This is a genomic window from Streptomyces sp. ISL-43, from assembly GCF_018614195.1.
Classification (GTDB): Bacteria; Actinomycetota; Actinomycetes; order Streptomycetales; family Streptomycetaceae; genus Streptomyces.
On the sequence record NZ_JAGGOT010000087.1, the window covers coordinates 12,504 to 28,272 of the forward strand.

14 protein-coding genes and 1 tRNA gene are annotated in these 15,769 nt (G+C 69.2%); 10 read left to right on the forward strand and 5 right to left on the reverse strand.

Translation table 11 applies throughout. From position 1 onward, the window contains the following. Positions 1-69: 69 nt before the first annotated feature. Positions 70-1,692, reverse strand: a complete 1,623-nt coding sequence (locus tag J7F03_RS37000; RefSeq protein ID WP_214957412.1) for an FAD-dependent oxidoreductase — start codon at positions 1,690-1,692, stop codon at positions 70-72. Between the two features lie 48 nt (positions 1,693-1,740). On the opposite strand from J7F03_RS37000, the gene J7F03_RS37005 reads away from it, so the two are divergent. The 3 genes from J7F03_RS37005 (at position 1,741) to J7F03_RS37015 (ending at position 3,809) form a co-directional block, all read left to right on the forward strand. Continuing rightward, complete coding sequence (locus J7F03_RS37005) at positions 1,741-2,412, forward strand: TetR/AcrR family transcriptional regulator (protein ID WP_214957415.1); 672 nt, start codon at positions 1,741-1,743, stop codon at positions 2,410-2,412. A 329-nt stretch (positions 2,413-2,741) separates the two neighbouring features. Next, the gene (locus J7F03_RS37010; protein WP_214957417.1) at positions 2,742-3,191 is read left to right on the forward strand and encodes a helix-turn-helix domain-containing protein; all 450 of its coding nucleotides are present in this window, start codon (positions 2,742-2,744) and stop codon (positions 3,189-3,191) included. Positions 3,192-3,233: 42 nt separating this feature from the next. Beyond that, on the forward strand, positions 3,234-3,809 hold the full coding sequence (locus J7F03_RS37015; protein ID WP_214957419.1) for a PIN domain-containing protein: 576 nt from the start codon (positions 3,234-3,236) through the stop codon (positions 3,807-3,809). 108 nt (positions 3,810-3,917) lie between these two features. Here J7F03_RS37015 and J7F03_RS37020 read toward each other — a convergent pair. Continuing rightward, positions 3,918-3,988: transfer RNA gene (locus tag J7F03_RS37020), tRNA-Gly, on the reverse strand. 469 nt (positions 3,989-4,457) lie between these two features. Here J7F03_RS37020 and dcd point away from each other — a divergent pair. Both dcd and J7F03_RS37030 read left to right on the forward strand, forming a co-directional pair. After that, positions 4,458-5,045, forward strand: coding sequence for a dCTP deaminase (gene dcd / locus J7F03_RS37025; protein ID WP_214957420.1), 588 nt, complete (start codon positions 4,458-4,460; stop codon positions 5,043-5,045). After that, positions 5,042-5,539, forward strand: coding sequence for a phosphoribosyltransferase (locus J7F03_RS37030; protein ID WP_214957422.1), 498 nt, complete (start codon positions 5,042-5,044; stop codon positions 5,537-5,539). Before dcd ends, J7F03_RS37030 begins: the two co-directional genes overlap by 4 nt. 125 nt (positions 5,540-5,664) lie before the next feature. Here J7F03_RS37030 and J7F03_RS37035 read toward each other — a convergent pair whose 3' ends face one another. Continuing rightward, positions 5,665-6,582 carry a Yip1 family protein gene (locus tag J7F03_RS37035; RefSeq protein ID WP_214957424.1) on the reverse strand — a complete coding sequence of 306 codons (918 nt, stop codon included), beginning with the start codon at positions 6,580-6,582 and terminating at the stop codon, positions 5,665-5,667. A gap of 242 nt (positions 6,583-6,824) precedes the next feature. Between J7F03_RS37035 and J7F03_RS37040 the strand changes: the two genes are divergently transcribed. Next, positions 6,825-7,877 (forward strand): hypothetical protein, encoded by a 1,053-nt coding sequence (locus J7F03_RS37040; RefSeq protein WP_214957426.1) that lies wholly within the window; start codon positions 6,825-6,827, stop codon positions 7,875-7,877. A gap of 221 nt (positions 7,878-8,098) precedes the next feature. On the opposite strand, the gene J7F03_RS37045 is transcribed toward J7F03_RS37040, so the two are convergent. Continuing rightward, a complete protein-coding gene (locus J7F03_RS37045; RefSeq protein WP_251073055.1) occupies positions 8,099-10,552 on the reverse strand; it encodes a (Fe-S)-binding protein in 2,454 nt (817 codons plus the stop codon). Between the two features lie 186 nt (positions 10,553-10,738). After that, positions 10,739-11,260 (reverse strand): sugar transferase, encoded by a 522-nt coding sequence (locus J7F03_RS37050; RefSeq protein ID WP_214957429.1) that lies wholly within the window; start codon positions 11,258-11,260, stop codon positions 10,739-10,741. Positions 11,261-11,478: 218 nt separating this feature from the next. Here J7F03_RS37050 and dnaK point away from each other — a divergent pair, with 218 nt between their 5' ends. From dnaK to J7F03_RS37070, 4 genes are read left to right on the forward strand one after another with little or no spacing between them, the layout of a single operon-like run. After that, positions 11,479-13,329 (forward strand): molecular chaperone DnaK, encoded by a 1,851-nt coding sequence (dnaK, locus tag J7F03_RS37055; RefSeq protein WP_214957431.1) that lies wholly within the window; start codon positions 11,479-11,481, stop codon positions 13,327-13,329. Continuing rightward, positions 13,329-13,991: a nucleotide exchange factor GrpE gene (gene grpE / locus J7F03_RS37060; RefSeq protein WP_214957433.1), complete on the forward strand. Its 663-nt coding sequence runs from the start codon at positions 13,329-13,331 to the stop codon at positions 13,989-13,991. Before dnaK ends, grpE begins: the two co-directional genes overlap by 1 nt. Positions 13,992-14,045: 54 nt before the next feature. Continuing rightward, positions 14,046-15,236 (forward strand): molecular chaperone DnaJ, encoded by a 1,191-nt coding sequence (dnaJ, locus tag J7F03_RS37065; RefSeq protein WP_214957435.1) that lies wholly within the window; start codon positions 14,046-14,048, stop codon positions 15,234-15,236. Position 15,237: 1 nt separating this feature from the next. Beyond that, a complete protein-coding gene (locus tag J7F03_RS37070; protein WP_214957437.1) occupies positions 15,238-15,690 on the forward strand; it encodes a heat shock protein transcriptional repressor HspR in 453 nt (150 codons plus the stop codon). Positions 15,691-15,769 lie beyond the last annotated feature (79 nt).

A 15,769-nucleotide genomic window follows, 5' to 3' on the forward strand; every position in this document is an offset into this window, starting at 1 on the left:
GCCCCGCTGGAGGTGGCAGCGGTGTCCGACGGTCGTGTGACCGGGCTGGTCACTACACGCTTGCCCGCATCAAGAGGCCACGGCCGGTTCGCTCATCCGTGCAGCACGGCCTGGCGCTCCGAACCACCGCGACAGGGCGTCAGCGAGCCTGTCCCCCGTATCCGCTGTATCCCCCGTATCCGACGTGTCCCCGGCGTCGGCTGCCCAGGCAACGATTCCGTCTGGGCGTACGAGCAGCCCGGCCAGCTCCGGGCTGCCGGGGCAGGCGGTGGTTGCGATGCGCACCCGCTCGCCGTACCCCTCGGCGTCCGCCCTGAGTCCCGCGTCGTCGGCGAGATCGAGCAGCAATGCCCGCCCGTCGTGGAGCAGGTCCGCGAGGTGCGTCGCGTCGGTGAGTTCGAGGTCCGGGGCGCTGCGGCCGACCAGCGGATGGCTGCAGGGAAGGTCGTACCGCTGCGAAACGCCGGAGATCTTCTTGGCGAAGTACGTGGTGCCGGCGACAGACTCGGTCAGCTCGGCGACAACGTCGCGCAGGGCGCGGGCTTGCGGTTCCGGCCGCATCAACGCGATCTGTGCCCGGGTCCATTCGAGCACCCATGCCCCGATCGGGTGCCGTTCGGCCGTGTACGAGTCCAGCAGCCCTTCCGGTGCGCGACCGCTTACGACCGCGGCGAGTTTCCAACCGAGGTTCATCGCATCCCCGATACCGAGGTTCAGCCCCTGGCCGCCGAACGGTGAGTGGACGTGCGCAGCGTCGCCCGCCAGGAGGACCCGGCCCGCGCGGTAGTCGGCCGCCTGGCGCGCGTTGTCGGTGAAGCGGGTGGCGGTGCGCACCCCGGTGATCGTGACCTCCGCCCCGGAGACATGTCGCAGACTCGCCTGCAACTCCTCTGTGGTGACTGCCGCTTCCCTGTCGGCCGGCGGCCCGTCGAACTCGACCGTGAGGATGCGACCGGGCATCGGCCCGTGCACGTACATCCCGGTGTCTGTGTGGTTCCAGCCGGGCCGGAGGGCTTCGGACCCGGTCATCTCGACGAGCGCTTGGTAACCGGTGATCTGCGGATCCGTACCGGGGAAGCCGAACCCGGCGAGCTTGCGGACCGTGCTGCGGCCGCCGTCGCAGCCCACGAGCCAGTCCGCGCGTATGCCCTCGCCCGACCCGTCGGCCATCCGCGCCACGCGGACCTCGATCCCGCAGTCGTCCTCGTCGAACTCCGTCAACTCCGTGCCGCTGCACAGCTCGACGCCGAGCTGCCGGGCGCGCTCGGTGAGCAGCCGCTCAACCTCCTGCTGCGGTATGAGGCTGATTCCTCCAGCGGGACCGGCGTTCATGAAGTCCGAGTCGGTCGCGTCCAGCAGCTCCCCGCGCAGCATGATCCCGGCGAAGTGCCCGACGAACTTGGTGGGCACGTGAGGAGGCTGTCCGTTCGCCTGCGTCCTCTGTTGTTCGCGTAAGAACGCCTGGAACCGCTCGACGGAGCGCTGCTGCACCTCGGCCAGCGCGGGCAGCACGCCGCGCCGGTAGAAGGCCTCGGTGGTCGATGTGTTGATCGCCCCCGCCTTGATGGTCTGATCCACTTCTGTGCGGCGCTCGACGACCACCACGCTTGCACCACCGAGCCGGAGCTCGCAGGCAAGCATCAGTCCGACTGGGCCGCCTCCGGCCACCACTACGTCAAAGTCCGAGTTCATGGAGCTCACTATAGTCACTAAAAAATTAGAGTCGCTATAGTGTTGTTCATGACCGAGGAAACTGAGGGGCGCGGCTCCCGAGAGCGCGTGGCCGACCAGGCGTTGACATTGCGCGAGCGCAAGAAGCGCGAGACGCGGCAACGGATCTCCGACGAGGCGACGATGCTCTTCGTGGCGCGCGGCTTCGACCAGGTGACCGTGGTCGAGGTCGCCAAGGCCGCCCATGTCTCCACGATGACGGTCTTCAACCACTTCCCCCGCAAGGAAGACCTCTTCCTGGACCGGATCCCCGAAGCCGTCGAGCTCTTCACGGCTGCGGTACGAAACCGCCCGGCCGGCGAGTCCCCACTGGCCGCTCTGCGCGCTCTGCTGCTCCAACTCCTCGACCAGCGCCATCCACTGGCGGCGGTGAGCGACGATTTCCCGCACTTCTGGCGCATCGTGCTGGACTCGCCGGCCCTGCGGGCGCGGGCGCGCGAAGGTGTCGAGGAGGTGGAGAAGGCGCTGGAGGACGCGATCGCCGAGACCGTCACCGGGGGTGACGGACCCGGCCCCCGGCTCGCGGCAGCACTGACCGTCGCCGCGTACCGAGCCGTCTACGTCACCACAGCCCAGCGCCTGCTCGCGGGCGAGCGCGCGGCCGATGTGGCCGACGACCATCGGTCGCGTGTGCACGGTGCATTCGACGTGCTGGAGCGTGCACTTCTCGCTACGCGCTGACGGATTGCCCCGTAACCCTTGACCTGCGAGAACGTCCGCTGACTGCCCCGTTCCGGCTGTCTCGACAGAACCCTTGTTGACCGCTGTTTACCGGCCCTACTGGCACGTTGTGGCACGGCCTCCCGTCCGGCGTCAGCCGAGGTGCTGGCCGGGAGGGTGATCGCGTTGAGCGGCGTGCATCGGCAAGCCGACCGCGCGGTCCTGCGCGGGGCAAGGCGGCCTCGCCGACGGTTTCGGGGCATATCTTCTTCACGGTTGCCCACCCGGGGCTGTCTGGTTACAGTTATTCCAGATGGTTGCTTCGCTGGGCCAGTGAAGGGGAGACGAACATGGCTCGAACTAGCGTTCTGGCCCATGCTGAAAAGGTCGAACCGAATCCCACGCATCAGAATGTGCTCGCCGCGACTGCCCGGATGGTGCCGGAGCAGGTTGAGGTGTTGGTGCGCACCCCGGATGGCGGCGAGCTGGCGCTGCCGGCGGAACTCGTCCGGATTCTTCTCGCCTCGGCCGGCGAGCTGGCCCGTGGGCATGCGGTCACCGTCCTGGCGTCCGAGGTGCAGTTGTCGCCTACTGAGGCTGCTGAGCTTCTGGGCTTGTCTCGGCCGTTCGTTGCACGCCTGCTTGATGCCGGTGACATTCCTTCGATGAACCTGCCCGGCAGCAGTCACCGCGTGGTGCGTCTCGCGGATGTGCTGGTTTTCCAGCAGCGGCGCCAGCGCCGTAGGGAGGGGCGGCGTCAGATCGCCGATGCGCTTGACGATGCAGGATTGCCCTACTGATCCCCGTGTCGCTGGAAGCGTCGAAAGGCAGGAAGGGTAAACGTGGCGGCGCGGGTCTTCGTGGACACCAACGTCCTGTTTCCGTTCTCAGTGATGGACGTGATGCTGGCCCTCACGGAGGACTCCATCCACGAGATCGTGTGGTCCGAACGACTCCTGGCGGAGTGGGAACGGGTCATCGTCCGGGAGGGCAGACGTTCTACGGACTCGGCTGCCGCGGTTGCTCGCGCCATCCGGCGGTTCTTCTCCGACTGCGAGATCCCGCCAGCCGCCTATGCGCACCTTGTGGACGAGATGCCGGGAGATGACCCCGACGACCGGCACCACGCGGCAGCAGCGGTGGCCGCCGGCGCCGGTGCGCTCATCACGTGGAACCTTGGCGACTTCCCTGCCGACGACTTGGCGAAGCGCGGGGTGCACGTGGTCGATCCGGACGCGTATCTGTGCGGACTGTACGGCGAGTTGCCAAGTGAGGTCGTGCAGACAGTGGTCAGGCTGGCCGCAGAGAAGCGGAATCCACCGGTCACGATTGCCGATGCCATCACCCGGCTTGCGAAGGCCGGTGTGCCACGCTTCGCCGACCTCCTGGCCGGGCATCTCGGATACTGCTCGGGGTGAAGAGACGTTCAGCATCGGTCCCGGGGTGGTGCACAGGTGGTGCGCGGCGCCTGAATTGGTCTGGACAACGAAGAAGGCCCAGGTCGTTGACCTGGACCTTCTCTCAAGAGCGGATGACGGGAATCGAACCCGCGCTATAAGCTTGGGAAGCTCATGTTCTACCATTAAACTACATCCGCATATCGGTCCATATGGTGCCTGGAGCCGTATCGTTCCTCACCCTACCCCATGATCGGCCCCCGGTGAATTCACCGCGGGGCCGCCGTCGTGTGTGGGGTGCACGGAGGTTCGTGGGGGCGGGAGTTGGGGCGTACCTTGTGCGTGCGGGGCGACGGCTGGAGTGGCGGCTGGAGTGGGTCTCGTTCATCCCCTAATGTGGCGATTCATCGCAGTACGGCTGGTTGGGGAAAGGGACTCGATGGAGCACACCGTCGTCCGTTGTGCCGAAGGGCACGTATTCAGCACCGCTTCGTTCCCGCTGCAGCACCTCGGTGCCGGCCGGATCGGGCCGGGCCGGCTGCTGCGGTGTCCGCGCTGTGCGCGGCTGCGGCACGCCGTGCCCGTGGGAGCGGCGCCGAAGCGGTAGACACCGGCGCGCGGGGTCCGCCTCGATTGGGGCGGCCCGCGCGCTCTGCGTATCCTCGGGACGTGCTTCTCTCTGATAAAGACATCCGGGCCGAGATCGACAGCGGACGGGTTCGCATCGACCCATTCGACGAGTCGATGGTGCAGCCCTCCAGCATCGATGTACGTCTCGACCGGTTCTTCCGGGTGTTCGAGAATCACCGCTACGCCCACATCGACCCCGCCACCGAGCAGTCGGATCTGACCCGGATGGTCGAGCCGGACGGGGACGAGGCGTTCATCCTCCACCCGGGTGAGTTCGTACTCGCGTCGACCTACGAGGTCATCTCGCTGCCCGACGACATCGCCTCCAGACTGGAGGGGAAGTCCAGCCTGGGCCGCCTCGGCCTGGTGACGCACTCGACCGCCGGTTTCATCGACCCCGGGTTCTCCGGGCACGTGACCCTGGAGCTGTCGAACCTCGCCACGCTGCCGATCAAGCTCTGGCCGGGTATGAAGATCGGGCAGCTGTGCCTGTTCCGGCTCAGCACGCCCGCGGAGTTCCCGTACGGGAGCGAGCGGTACGGATCGCGGTACCAGGGCCAGCGCGGCCCGACGGCCTCGCGGTCCTTCCAGAACTTCCACCGGACCCAGGTGAGGCACGAGGCATGAGCGAAGTCCGCGAGAACCTGACCTACGAGGGGTTCGGGCGCGCCGTACGTGAGCTGGCACAGACCATCGCCGACGACGGATACGAGCCCGACATCATCCTGAGCATCGCCCGGGGCGGCGTCTTCGTCGCGGGCGGGTTGGCGTACGCCCTGGACTGCAAGAACATCCACCTCGTGAACGTGGAGTTCTACACCGGTGTGGGCACCACCCTCTCGATGCCGGTCATGCTGGCGCCCGTCCCCGAGGTGATCGACTTCACCGACAAGAAGGTCCTGATCGCCGACGACGTCGCCGACACGGGCAAGACGCTGAAGCTGGTGCACGACTTCTGCCTCGGGCACGTCGCCGAGGTCCGGTCGGCCGTGATCTACGAGAAGTCGCACTCGCTCGTGAAGTGCGAGTACGTGTGGAAGAAGACCGACGAGTGGGTCAACTTCCCCTGGTCGGTCGAACCGCCCGTCGTGAAGCGCGAGGGACAGGTCCTCGACGCCTGACGGGTACGAGTTCGAGTACAGGACTAGTACGAGTACACGAGTACTCGTCCTGTACGGAGGGGCCCGCCGCGCTTTCCAGCGTGGCGGGCCCCTCCGTGCGTCTCGCGCGCCTCGTGCGCGTCCCGCTAGATCGTGCCCAGCTTGATGATCGACAGCAGGGCCACCAGCTGGATCGCCGACGCGCCCAGGGCCTTCGGCCACGGCAGGTCGTGCGATTTGGCGACGAGCGAGGTGAAGAGCGCGCCGGCCGCCACCCAGGTGGCCCAGCCCAGCACCTGTACGAGCATGTTGTCGCCGCCCAGGAACATCGCGAAGAGCAGGCGCGGCACGTCCGTGAGGCTCATGACCAGCATCGACAGGCCCACCGTCGGCTGCCACGCCCCGTCGCCGCCCAGCTGGCGGGCCAGGGTGTGGGTGACGGCGCCGAGGATCAGGCCGCAGAGGACGAAGGCCACGCCCGCCGACAGCACGATCGGGACGGCCTTCGTGAGGGTGGCGTTGATGACGTCCTTGCGGGTGTCGTCGAGGCCGAAGACCGCGAGCAGCCCGTAGAGGAAGGTCACGATCAGCGCCGGCCCCCAGACGGCGTAGTCGCGCATCTGCAGGAAGGTCGGCCCCGGCCGCGTCACGATGCCGCGCAGCAGCTCCTTCCACGGCAGCCGCGGACCGGTGGGGGCGGCGGCCTGGGCCGCGCCCGCCTGGTAGGTCGCGCCCTGGTTGTACGGGTACGGGTCCTCGCCGATGGCGAAGGCCTGGGTGTACCCCGGGGCGTCGCTCGGGTTCCCGGGGCCCTGCCCGTATCCGTATCCGGGTCCCGGCCCTTGCCCGTGTCCGGCTCCGTGTCCGGTGTGCGGGTCGAAGTACTCGGGCTCGCCGTGGCCCCCGGCGGCGGCCTGCTGCGGCCACTGCTGGGGAGCGTAGGGCTGCTGGCCGTACGGTGCGGGTGCCTGCGGCGCCTGCTGCTGACCGTACGGCTGCTGCCGCGGGGGTTGTTGCGGGGTGCGGTTGTTGTCCCGGCCGCGTCCGATCCTGAATCCAGCCACGTGATCGAAAGTACCCGCTCCGGAGGGGCCCGGTGGCCGGGGTGCCGGAAACAGCACCCTTTGCGGCTGACCTGTGACATCCCCTAGGGGGTACCTGGAGGGTCGTCTCAGGGTGGGTTACGTGGCTGCGGGGCAGTCTGCGGGCCTCCGTTACACGGCCGACGGAATACGGACATACCGGGCCCGTAGCTTCGTAGACGTCGCCGCCACGAAGCACGAACGAGCACGAGAAGAGCCCCGAAATGCGCAGCACCCGCCGCCGCACCACCCTCCGTACCGCCGCTGTCGTCGCCGGTGCGGCCGCCGTTCTGGCCCTCCCGGTCGGATCCGCCTTCGCGGACTCCCCGGCCGTCCCGGAGCCCCAGGTCCTGCCCGGCATCGACCAGCCGCCGGTGGACCCGCAGGTGGATCCCCAGGTCGACCCGCAGGTGGATCCGCAGGTCGACCCGCAGGTAGACCCGCAGGTCGACCCGAGCGTTCCGCCGACGACGCCGCCGACCACGCCGCCCACGACCCCGCCCGTGAAGCCGTCCGTCCGGGCTTACGTCACGACCGTGAAGCTGGCCGACGGGTCGGTAGCGAAGGTCTACAAGTTCGGCGACGGCCACTTCGAGGCCGACATCTTCTCCGGCGACGTCAAGCTGGACACCCTGGTCAGCAAGGGCGGCACGGCGGCCTACGGCCAGAACAACGGCCTGCACGTCGTCCTCCAGCCGAACGGCACCGTCACCTCGTGGGTCGAGGGCGCGCCCAAGCCGGTCGAGAAGCCCAAGCCGGTGGAGAAGCCGAAGCCGGTGGAGAAGAAGGAGAGCTCGGTACGGGTGAACATGCCCGACGGGCGGATCGCGAAGCTGATCGACGGCCCCGGCGGCAAGCGCGCCGTGATCTCCATGCCGAACGGGAACGTCCTCGGAACGCTCGACCTGAAGCACCCGGACGCGGTGAACGACGGCTGGACGTACAAGCTGGTCCAGGACGGGAAGCGCGTGAAGTTCGTCGTCATCGACGGCAAGAACGGCGGGAACAGCTGGGTGTACGACTTCGCGAGCGGCAAGCTGATCGAGAAGTACGAGGTCGCCAAGGACGCGAAGCCGGACGCGAAGCCGGACGCGAAGAAGTCGGGCGAGCGGGTCGTGCCGAAGGGCGGCGTCAAGGCCGGTGCGGAGGGTGTCGCGCCGGTGTCCGCCGACGGCGACAGCTCGCTGCTGCTCGCCGCCGGCGGGGGTATGGCCGCGGTGGGCGCGGCGGGTCTCGGCTTCGCGATGCTGCGTCGCGGCCGCCCCGACCAGTCCTGACCGGCGCGGGGGACCGCTGCGAGGGGCTTTCCCCCACCCCGCCCTTTCCCCCACCCCGCCCCTTCCCGCAACCGGGGCTCCGCCCCGGGCCCCGGGCCGCCGGCCCTGGAGCCGACTCCTGGCCCGGACCCCTGGGGTTGGCTCGTGCTCCGGGTCCCGAACGCGGAACGGCCCGCCCCCACAAGGGGGGCGGGCCGTTCCGGCTTGCAGCGTTGCGCGGGCTACTTCGCCTCGGCGTCGGTGCCCGGCTCCGCCGGGACCTCCGCCTCCGGCGCGGGCGCCTCGGCCGCCGGCTCCGCAGCCGCGGCCTCAGGTGCCTCCGCCTTGGCCACGGGCTTCGCCTCAGCCACGGGCTCGGCCTTCGCTTCCGCCACGGGCTCCGCCTTGGCGGGCTCCGCGACAGTCTCCGCCTCCGCGACAGCCTCCGGCTCCGGCTCCGGCTCCGGCTCAGGCTCCGGGGCGATCTCCGGTGTCTTCACCGAGTCCAGCAGGAGCTGCGCCACGTCGACGACCTGGACGTGTTCCTTCGCCTGGCCGTCGTTCTTCTTGCCGTTCACCGAGTCGGTCAGCATCACCAGGCAGAACGGGCACGCCGTCGACACGATGTCCGGGTTCAGGGACAGGGCCTCGTCGACGCGCTCGTTGTTGATGCGCTTGCCGATCCGCTCCTCCATCCACATCCGCGCGCCACCCGCGCCGCAGCAGAAGCCCCGCTCCTTGTGGCGGTGCATCTCCTGCTGCCGCAGGCCCGGCACGGCCGACATGATCTCGCGCGGCGGCGTGTAGACCTTGTTGTGCCGGCCCAGGTAGCACGGGTCGTGGTACGTGATCAGGCCGTCGACCGGGGTCACCGGCGTGAGGCGGCCCTCGTCGATCAGGTGCTGGAGCAGCTGCGTGTGGTGGATGACCTCGTACTCGCCGCCGAGCTGCGGGTACTCGTTCGCGATGGTGTTGAAGCAGTGCGGGCAGGTGGAGACGATGCGCTTCGCCGACTTGGGCTTGCGCGTGGACTCGTCCTCGTCGTCCTCGCCGAACGCCATGTTCAGCATGGCGACGTTCTCCTGGGCCAGCTGCTGGAAGAGCGGCTCGTTGCCGAGGCGGCGCGGGGAGTCACCCGTGCACTTCTCGTCGCCGCCCATGATCGCGAACTTGACGCCCGCGATGTTCAGCAGCTCCGCGAAGGCCTTCGTGGTCTTCTTCGCCCGGTCCTCCAGCGCGCCGGCGCAGCCGACCCAGTAGAGGTAGTCGAACTCGGAGAGGTCCTCCGCGTCCTTGCCGATGATCGGGACCTCGAAGTCCACCTCCTTGGTCCACTCGACGCGCTGCTTCTTCGCGAGGCCCCAGGGGTTGCCCTTCTTCTCCAGGTTCTTGAGCATCGTGCCCGCCTCCGACGGGAACGCGCTCTCGATCATCACTTGGTAGCGCCGCATGTCGACGATGTGGTCGATGTGCTCGATGTCGACCGGGCACTGCTCGACGCACGCGCCGCATGTGGTGCAGGACCACAGGACGTCGGGGTCGATGACCCCGTTCTCCTCGGCGGTGCCGATCAGCGGGCGCTCGGCCTCCGCCAGCGCGGCAGCCGGGACGTCCTTGAGCTGCTCAGCCGTGGCCTTCTCGTTGCCCTCCATGTCCTTGCCGCCGCCCGCCAGCAGGTACGGGGCCTTGGCGTGCGCGTGGTCGCGCAGGGACATGATCAGGAGCTTCGGGGACAGCGGCTTGCCGGTGTTCCAGGCCGGGCACTGCGACTGGCAGCGACCGCACTCCGTGCACGTGGAGAAGTCGAGGATGCCCTTCCACGAGAACTGCTCGACCTGCGAGACGCCGAAGACGTCGTCCTCGCCCGGGTCTTCGAAGTCGATGACCTTGCCGCCGCTGGTCATCGGCTGCAGCGCGCCGAGCGCCGTCCCGCCGTCGGCGTTCCGCTTGAACCAGATGTTCGGGAAGCCGAGGAAGCGGTGCCAGGCCACGCCCATGTTGGTGTTCAGCGATACGACGATCATCCAGATCAGCGAGACGGTGATCTTGATCATCGCGGTGATGTAGATGGCGTTCTGCAGTCCGGCGAAGGACAGGTTCTCGAAGGCCAGCACCAGCGGGTACGAGGCGAAGTACGCGGGCTCGTAGCCGTCGACGTGGTGGATCGCGCCCTCGAGGCCGCGCAGGCACAGGATGGCGATGCCGATGGTGAGGATGACGTACTCGACGAAGTACGCCTGCCAGGCCTTCGAACCGGTGAAACGCGACTTGCGGCCGGCCCGGGAGGGCAGCGACAGCAGGCGGATCGCCATCAGCACGACGATGCCGACGACCGTCATCAGGCCGATGAACTCGGTGTAGAGCTCGAAGGGCAGGAAGTCGCCGACGATCGGCAGCAGCCAGTCCGCCTCGAAGAGCTGCCCGTACGCCTGGACCAGGGTGGGCGGCAGGGTCAGGAAGCCGATCGCGACGAACCAGTGCGCGAAGCCGACGAGGCCCCAGCGGTTCATCCGGCTGTGGCCGAGGAACTCCCGGGCCAGGGTGAGCGTTCGTGCCTTCGGATCGTCCGTACGGCTGCCGGCCGGTACGGGCTGTCCGAGCTTCACGAAGCGGTAGATCTGCGCCACGGCTCGGGCGAGCAGCGCGACGCCGACGACCGTCAGGACCAGCGACACGATGATCGCGGCGAGTTGCATGGAAGGGCTCCTCGGGCGGCACTTACTAAGCGGTAACTTATCCAGTCAAGGCTTGAGGTTACCCAGTCCCGACGCCGCAATGTAGCCGAGCGCGCGGTGATCTGCGTCGCTCGCCCATGCCTCGGGCCTGCCACGCAGTCGCAGGACGCCGCCCTGACGCCGCCCCGCCGCCGCCGCGGAGCCGCCTCAAGTCCGCCGGTGCCGCCAGGCCGCCCTCGGGGTCTGCGCGAGGATCTCCAGGTCCATCCCCAGCCAGTGGTTCTCCACATAGTGCCGGTCCAGCAGGTCCATCTCCTCCCACGGCAGGTCCGAACGCGCGCTCACCTGCCACAGCCCGGTCATCCCGGGCCGTACGAGGAGCCGGTCGGGCCGGTCGGACGTGCTGTTCCCGGGGGCCGGTCCGACCAGCGACATCTCCCCGCGCACCACGTTGACCAGCTGGGGCAGCCCGTCCAGCGCGCACCGCTCCAGCGCCGCCCCGGCCCGGCCCTCGCCGACCCGGAACCGCCAGGCCCGGTACGGCCGCCCGCCCAGCCCGGCCGCCGGTTCGCCCACCAGGACCCGCGCGCCCTGGGTCGCGTACAGCAGTCCGGCGGTCAGCAGTAGCGGTACGAGGAGCACTCCGAGCAGGAGCGCCGATCCGGCGAGGTCGAGCATCCGCTTGGCGGAGGGGGCCCGCCAGGCGGGCGCGGCGATCGGCAGGAGCATGGGGGCACCGTCCCCCAGCCGGCCGGCGAAGCGTGTGCGCCGCGCTGCGCGGGTCCCCCGCTCGGCGCTCCGCGTCCCGGATTCCCTCCTGCGGGGCGGCTGGATTGCGCGTAAGGAGCGCCTAAAGGTTGAGCCCCCTCGGCTCAGCTCTGTTGACGCACGATTCGGGTTGGTGCATTCTTGAGTCTGTTCCACTCAAGTCAGCTGGAGGAATCAAAATGGCACGTGCGGTCGGCATCGACCTGGGCACCACCAACTCGGTCGTCAGCGTTCTGGAAGGCGGTGAGCCCACCGTCATCACCAACGCCGAGGGCGCCAGGACCACGCCGTCCGTCGTCGCCTTCGCCAAGAACGGCGAGGTCCTCGTCGGCGAGGTGGCCAAGCGCCAGGCAGTCACGAACGTGGACCGGACCATCCGCTCCGTCAAGCGCCACATGGGCACTGACTGGAAGATCAACCTGGATGGCAAGGACTTCAACCCGCAGCAGATGAGCGCCTTCATCCTGCAGAAGCTGAAGCGCGACGCCGAGGCGTACCTGGGCGAGAAGGTCACGGACGCGGTCATCACCGTCCCGGCCTACTTCAACGACTCCGAGCGTCAGGCGACGAAGGAGGCCGGCGAGATCGCGGGTCTGAACGTCCTTCGCATCGTCAACGAGCCGACCGCCGCCGCCCTGGCGTACGGCCTCGACAAGGACGACCAGACCATTCTCGTCTTCGACCTCGGTGGCGGCACCTTCGACGTCTCGCTCCTCGAGATCGGCGACGGCGTCGTCGAGGTGAAGGCCACCAACGGTGACAACCACCTCGGTGGCGACGACTGGGACCAGCGCGTCGTCGACTACCTCGTGAAGCAGTTCCAGAACGGCCACGGCGTCGACCTGTCCAAGGACAAGATGGCGCTCCAGCGTCTGCGCGAGGCCGCCGAGAAGGCGAAGATCGAGCTGTCCTCCTCCACGGAGACCTCGATCAACCTGCCCTACATCACGGCTTCCGCCGAGGGCCCGCTGCACCTGGACGAGAAGCTCACGCGCGCCCAGTTCCAGCAGCTGACCGCGGACCTGCTCGACCGCTGCAAGAACCCGTTCCACAACGTCATCAAGGACGCGGGCATCAACCTGTCCGAGATCGACCACGTGGTCCTCGTCGGCGGCTCCACCCGCATGCCGGCCGTCGCCGAGCTCGTCAAGGAGCTCACCGGCGGTCAGGACGCCAACAAGGGCGTCAACCCGGACGAGGTCGTCGCGCTCGGCGCGACCCTCCAGGCGGGCGTGCTCAAGGGTGAGGTCAAGGACGTCCTGCTCCTCGACGTGACCCCGCTGTCCCTGGGCATCGAGACCAAGGGAGGGATCATGACCAAGCTCATCGAGCGCAACACCACGATCCCGACCAAGCGCTCCGAGATCTTCACGACGGCCGAGGACAACCAGCCGTCCGTGCAGATCCAGGTCTACCAGGGCGAGCGCGAGATCGCGGCGTACAACAAGAAGCTCGGCATGTTCGAGCTGACCGGCCTGCCGCCGGCCCCGCGTGGCGTCCCGCAGATCGAGGTCTCCTTCGACATCGACGCGAACGGCATCATGCACGTCACGGCCAAGGACCTCGGCACGGGCAAGGAGCAGAAGATGACCGTCACCGGCGGCTCTTCCCTCGCCAAGGACGAGGTCGACCGCATGCGCCAGGAGGCGGAGCAGTACGCGGACGAGGACTCCCGCCGCAAGGAGGCGGCCGAGTCCCGCAACCAGGGCGAGCAGCTCGTCTACCAGACGGAGAAGTTCGTCAAGGACAACGAGGACAAGGTCCCGGCCGACGTCAAGGACGAGGTCGAGGCCTCCATCGCCGAGCTGAAGGAAAAGCTCAAGGGCGAGGACACCGCCGAGATCCGCACCGCGACCGAGAAGCTCGGCGCCGTCAGCCAGAAGCTGGGCCAGGCGATCTACGCCGACGCGCAGGCCGCCCAGGCCGGCGCCGGCGCGGCCGGTGACGCGGGCGAGGCCAAGGCCGCCGACGACGACGTCGTCGACGCCGAGATCGTCGACGACGAGAAGCCGAAGGGCGGCGCTGCCTGATGTCGGAGGAGACCCCGGGCTTCGACGAGGAGCCCGAAGTCCCCACCGGCGCGGACGCGGACGACGCGGCCGCCGAGCCGAAGACCGCCGACTCCTCGAAGGAGAAGTCGGCGGCTCCGGCCGGGGACGTAAGCGCGGATGTGGCACTGCTCGCCCAGCTGGACCAGGCCCGTACGGCGCTCGGTGAGCGCACCGCGGACCTCCAGCGGCTCCAGGCCGAGTACCAGAACTACCGCCGTCGCGTGGAGCGGGACCGGATCGCCGTCAAGGAGATCGCGGTCGCGTCCCTCCTGACGGAGCTCCTCCCGACCCTGGACGACATCGGCCGGGCGCGGGAGCATGGCGAACTGGTCGGCGGCTTCAAGTCGGTGGCCGAATCGCTGGAGACCGCCGCGGCCAAGATGGGCCTGCAGCAGTTCGGCAAGGAGGGCGAGCCCTTCGACCCGACGATCCACGAGGCCCTGATGCACTCGTACGCGCCGGACGTCACCGAGACGACCTGCGTGGCGATCCTGCAGCCGGGGTACCGGATCGGCGAGCGTACGATCCGCCCCGCGCGGGTCGCGGTGGCCGAGCCCCAGCCGGGCACGGCACCGAAGTCCGAGGCGGCGGAGGCCGAGGCCCCGTCGGACAAGGACGCGGATGCCCCCGACAAGGGCTGACGCTGAACACGTAGCACCAGCGGGACACGAGGCACGAGAGGAGGGACACCGGGGATGAACACGAAGGACTTCGTCGAGAAGGACTACTACAAGGTTCTCGGTGTCCCGAAGGACGCCACCGAGGCCGAGATCAAGAAGGCGTACCGGAAGCTCGCCCGCGAGTTCCACCCGGACGCCAACAAGGGCGACGCCTCGGCCGAGGAGCGCTTCAAGGAGATCTCCGAGGCGAACGACATCCTCGGCGACGCGAAGAAGCGCAAGGAGTACGACGAGGCCCGCGCCCTGTTCGGCAACGGGGGCTTCCGCCCCGGTCCGGGCGGGGCCGGCGGCTCGTTCAACTTCGACCTCGGCGACCTCTTCGGCGGACAGCAGCCGGGCGGCGCGGGCGGCGGCTTCGGCGGCGGTCTGGGCGACGTCTTCGGCGGGCTCTTCAACCGCGGCGGCGCCGGCGCCGGCGCGGGGACCCGTACCCAGCCGCGCCGCGGCCAGGACATCGAATCGGAGGTCACCCTCTCCTTCACGGAGGCGGTGGACGGGGCCACGGTCCCGCTCCGGATGTCCTCGCAGTCGCCCTGCAAGGCCTGTTCGGGCACCGGCGACAAGCACGGCACGCCCCGCGTGTGCCCGACCTGCGTCGGCACCGGCCAGGTCTCGCGCGGCAGCGGCGGCGGCTTCTCGCTGACCGACCCCTGCGCGGACTGCAAGGGCCGCGGCCTGATCGCGGAGACCCCCTGCGACGTATGCAAGGGCAGCGGGCGCGCCCGTTCCTCCCGGACCATGCAGGTCCGGATCCCGGCGGGGGTCTCCGACTCCCAGCGGATCCGGCTGCGCGGCAAGGGAGCCCCGGGTGAGCGCGGCGGACCGTCCGGCGACCTCTACGTCGCCGTGCACGTCGACACGCACCCGGTCTTCGGCCGCAAGGACGACAACCTCACGGTGACCGTGCCGGTGACGTTCGCGGAGGCGGCGCTGGGAGCCGACATCAAGGTCCCGACCTTGAACGGCCCCTCGGTGACGCTGAAGCTGCCCCCGGGCACCCCCAACGGCCGTACGATGCGGGCCCGCGGCAAGGGAGCGGTCCGCAAGGACGGCACCCGCGGCGACCTCCTCGTCACGGTGGAGGTCGCGGTCCCTGCCGAGGCCGAGCTGAACGACAAGGCCCGCGAGGCCCTGGAGCTGTACCGCGAGGCGATGGCGTCCCAGGACCCGCGCTCCGCGCTGTTCGAGTCCGCGAAGGGAGCATGACATGGACGGCCGCCGCAGGAGCCACTACCAGCTCACGGACGAGACCCCGGTCTACGTGATCTCGGTGGCCGCCCAGCTCTCGGGCCTGCATCCGCAGACCCTCCGCCAGTACGACCGCCTCGGCCTGGTCTCCCCGGACCGCACGGCCGGGCGCGGCCGGCGCTACTCGGCCCGCGACATCGAACTGCTCCGCACGGTGCAGGCGCTGTCCCAGGACGAGGGCATCAACCTGGCGGGCATCAAGCGGATCATCGAATTGGAGAACCAGGTCGCCGCGCTCCAGCAGCGCGTGGCCGAGCTCTCCTCGGCGGTCGACGGCGCTGCCGCCGTCCTCCAGCAGCGCGAGGCCCAGGTCCACGCCTCGTACCGCCGCGACCTGGTCCCGTACCAGCCCCCGCAGCCGGGCAGCGCCCTGGTGGTGTGGCGGCCGGCGCCGAAGCGGCCGCTGGACTGAGCGCGGCCCGTACGCGGGCCCGCGGCACGCATGAGGAAGGCCCCGCCCGGATGATTCCGACGCTGTTGGTTAATTCGGG

Excerpts from the sequence above, each read along its gene's own strand:
- J7F03_RS37000 (WP_214957412.1), bottom strand. The coding sequence starts at position 1,692 with ATGAACTCGGACTTTGACGTAGTGGTGGCCGGAGGCGGCCCAGTCGGA.
- J7F03_RS37005 (WP_214957415.1), top strand. The coding sequence starts at position 1,741 with ATGACCGAGGAAACTGAGGGGCGCGGCTCCCGAGAGCGCGTGGCCGAC.
- J7F03_RS37010 (WP_214957417.1), top strand. The coding sequence starts at position 2,742 with ATGGCTCGAACTAGCGTTCTGGCCCATGCTGAAAAGGTCGAACCGAAT.
- J7F03_RS37030 (WP_214957422.1), top strand. The coding sequence starts at position 5,042 with ATGAGCGAAGTCCGCGAGAACCTGACCTACGAGGGGTTCGGGCGCGCC.
- J7F03_RS37040 (WP_214957426.1), top strand. The coding sequence starts at position 6,825 with ATGCGCAGCACCCGCCGCCGCACCACCCTCCGTACCGCCGCTGTCGTC.
- J7F03_RS37045 (WP_251073055.1), bottom strand. The coding sequence starts at position 10,552 with ATGCAACTCGCCGCGATCATCGTGTCGCTGGTCCTGACGGTCGTCGGC.
- J7F03_RS37050 (WP_214957429.1), bottom strand. The coding sequence starts at position 11,260 with ATGCTCCTGCCGATCGCCGCGCCCGCCTGGCGGGCCCCCTCCGCCAAG.
- dnaK (WP_214957431.1), top strand. The coding sequence starts at position 11,479 with ATGGCACGTGCGGTCGGCATCGACCTGGGCACCACCAACTCGGTCGTC.
- grpE (WP_214957433.1), top strand. The coding sequence starts at position 13,329 with ATGTCGGAGGAGACCCCGGGCTTCGACGAGGAGCCCGAAGTCCCCACC.
- dnaJ (WP_214957435.1), top strand. The coding sequence starts at position 14,046 with ATGAACACGAAGGACTTCGTCGAGAAGGACTACTACAAGGTTCTCGGT.
- J7F03_RS37070 (WP_214957437.1), top strand. The coding sequence starts at position 15,238 with ATGGACGGCCGCCGCAGGAGCCACTACCAGCTCACGGACGAGACCCCG.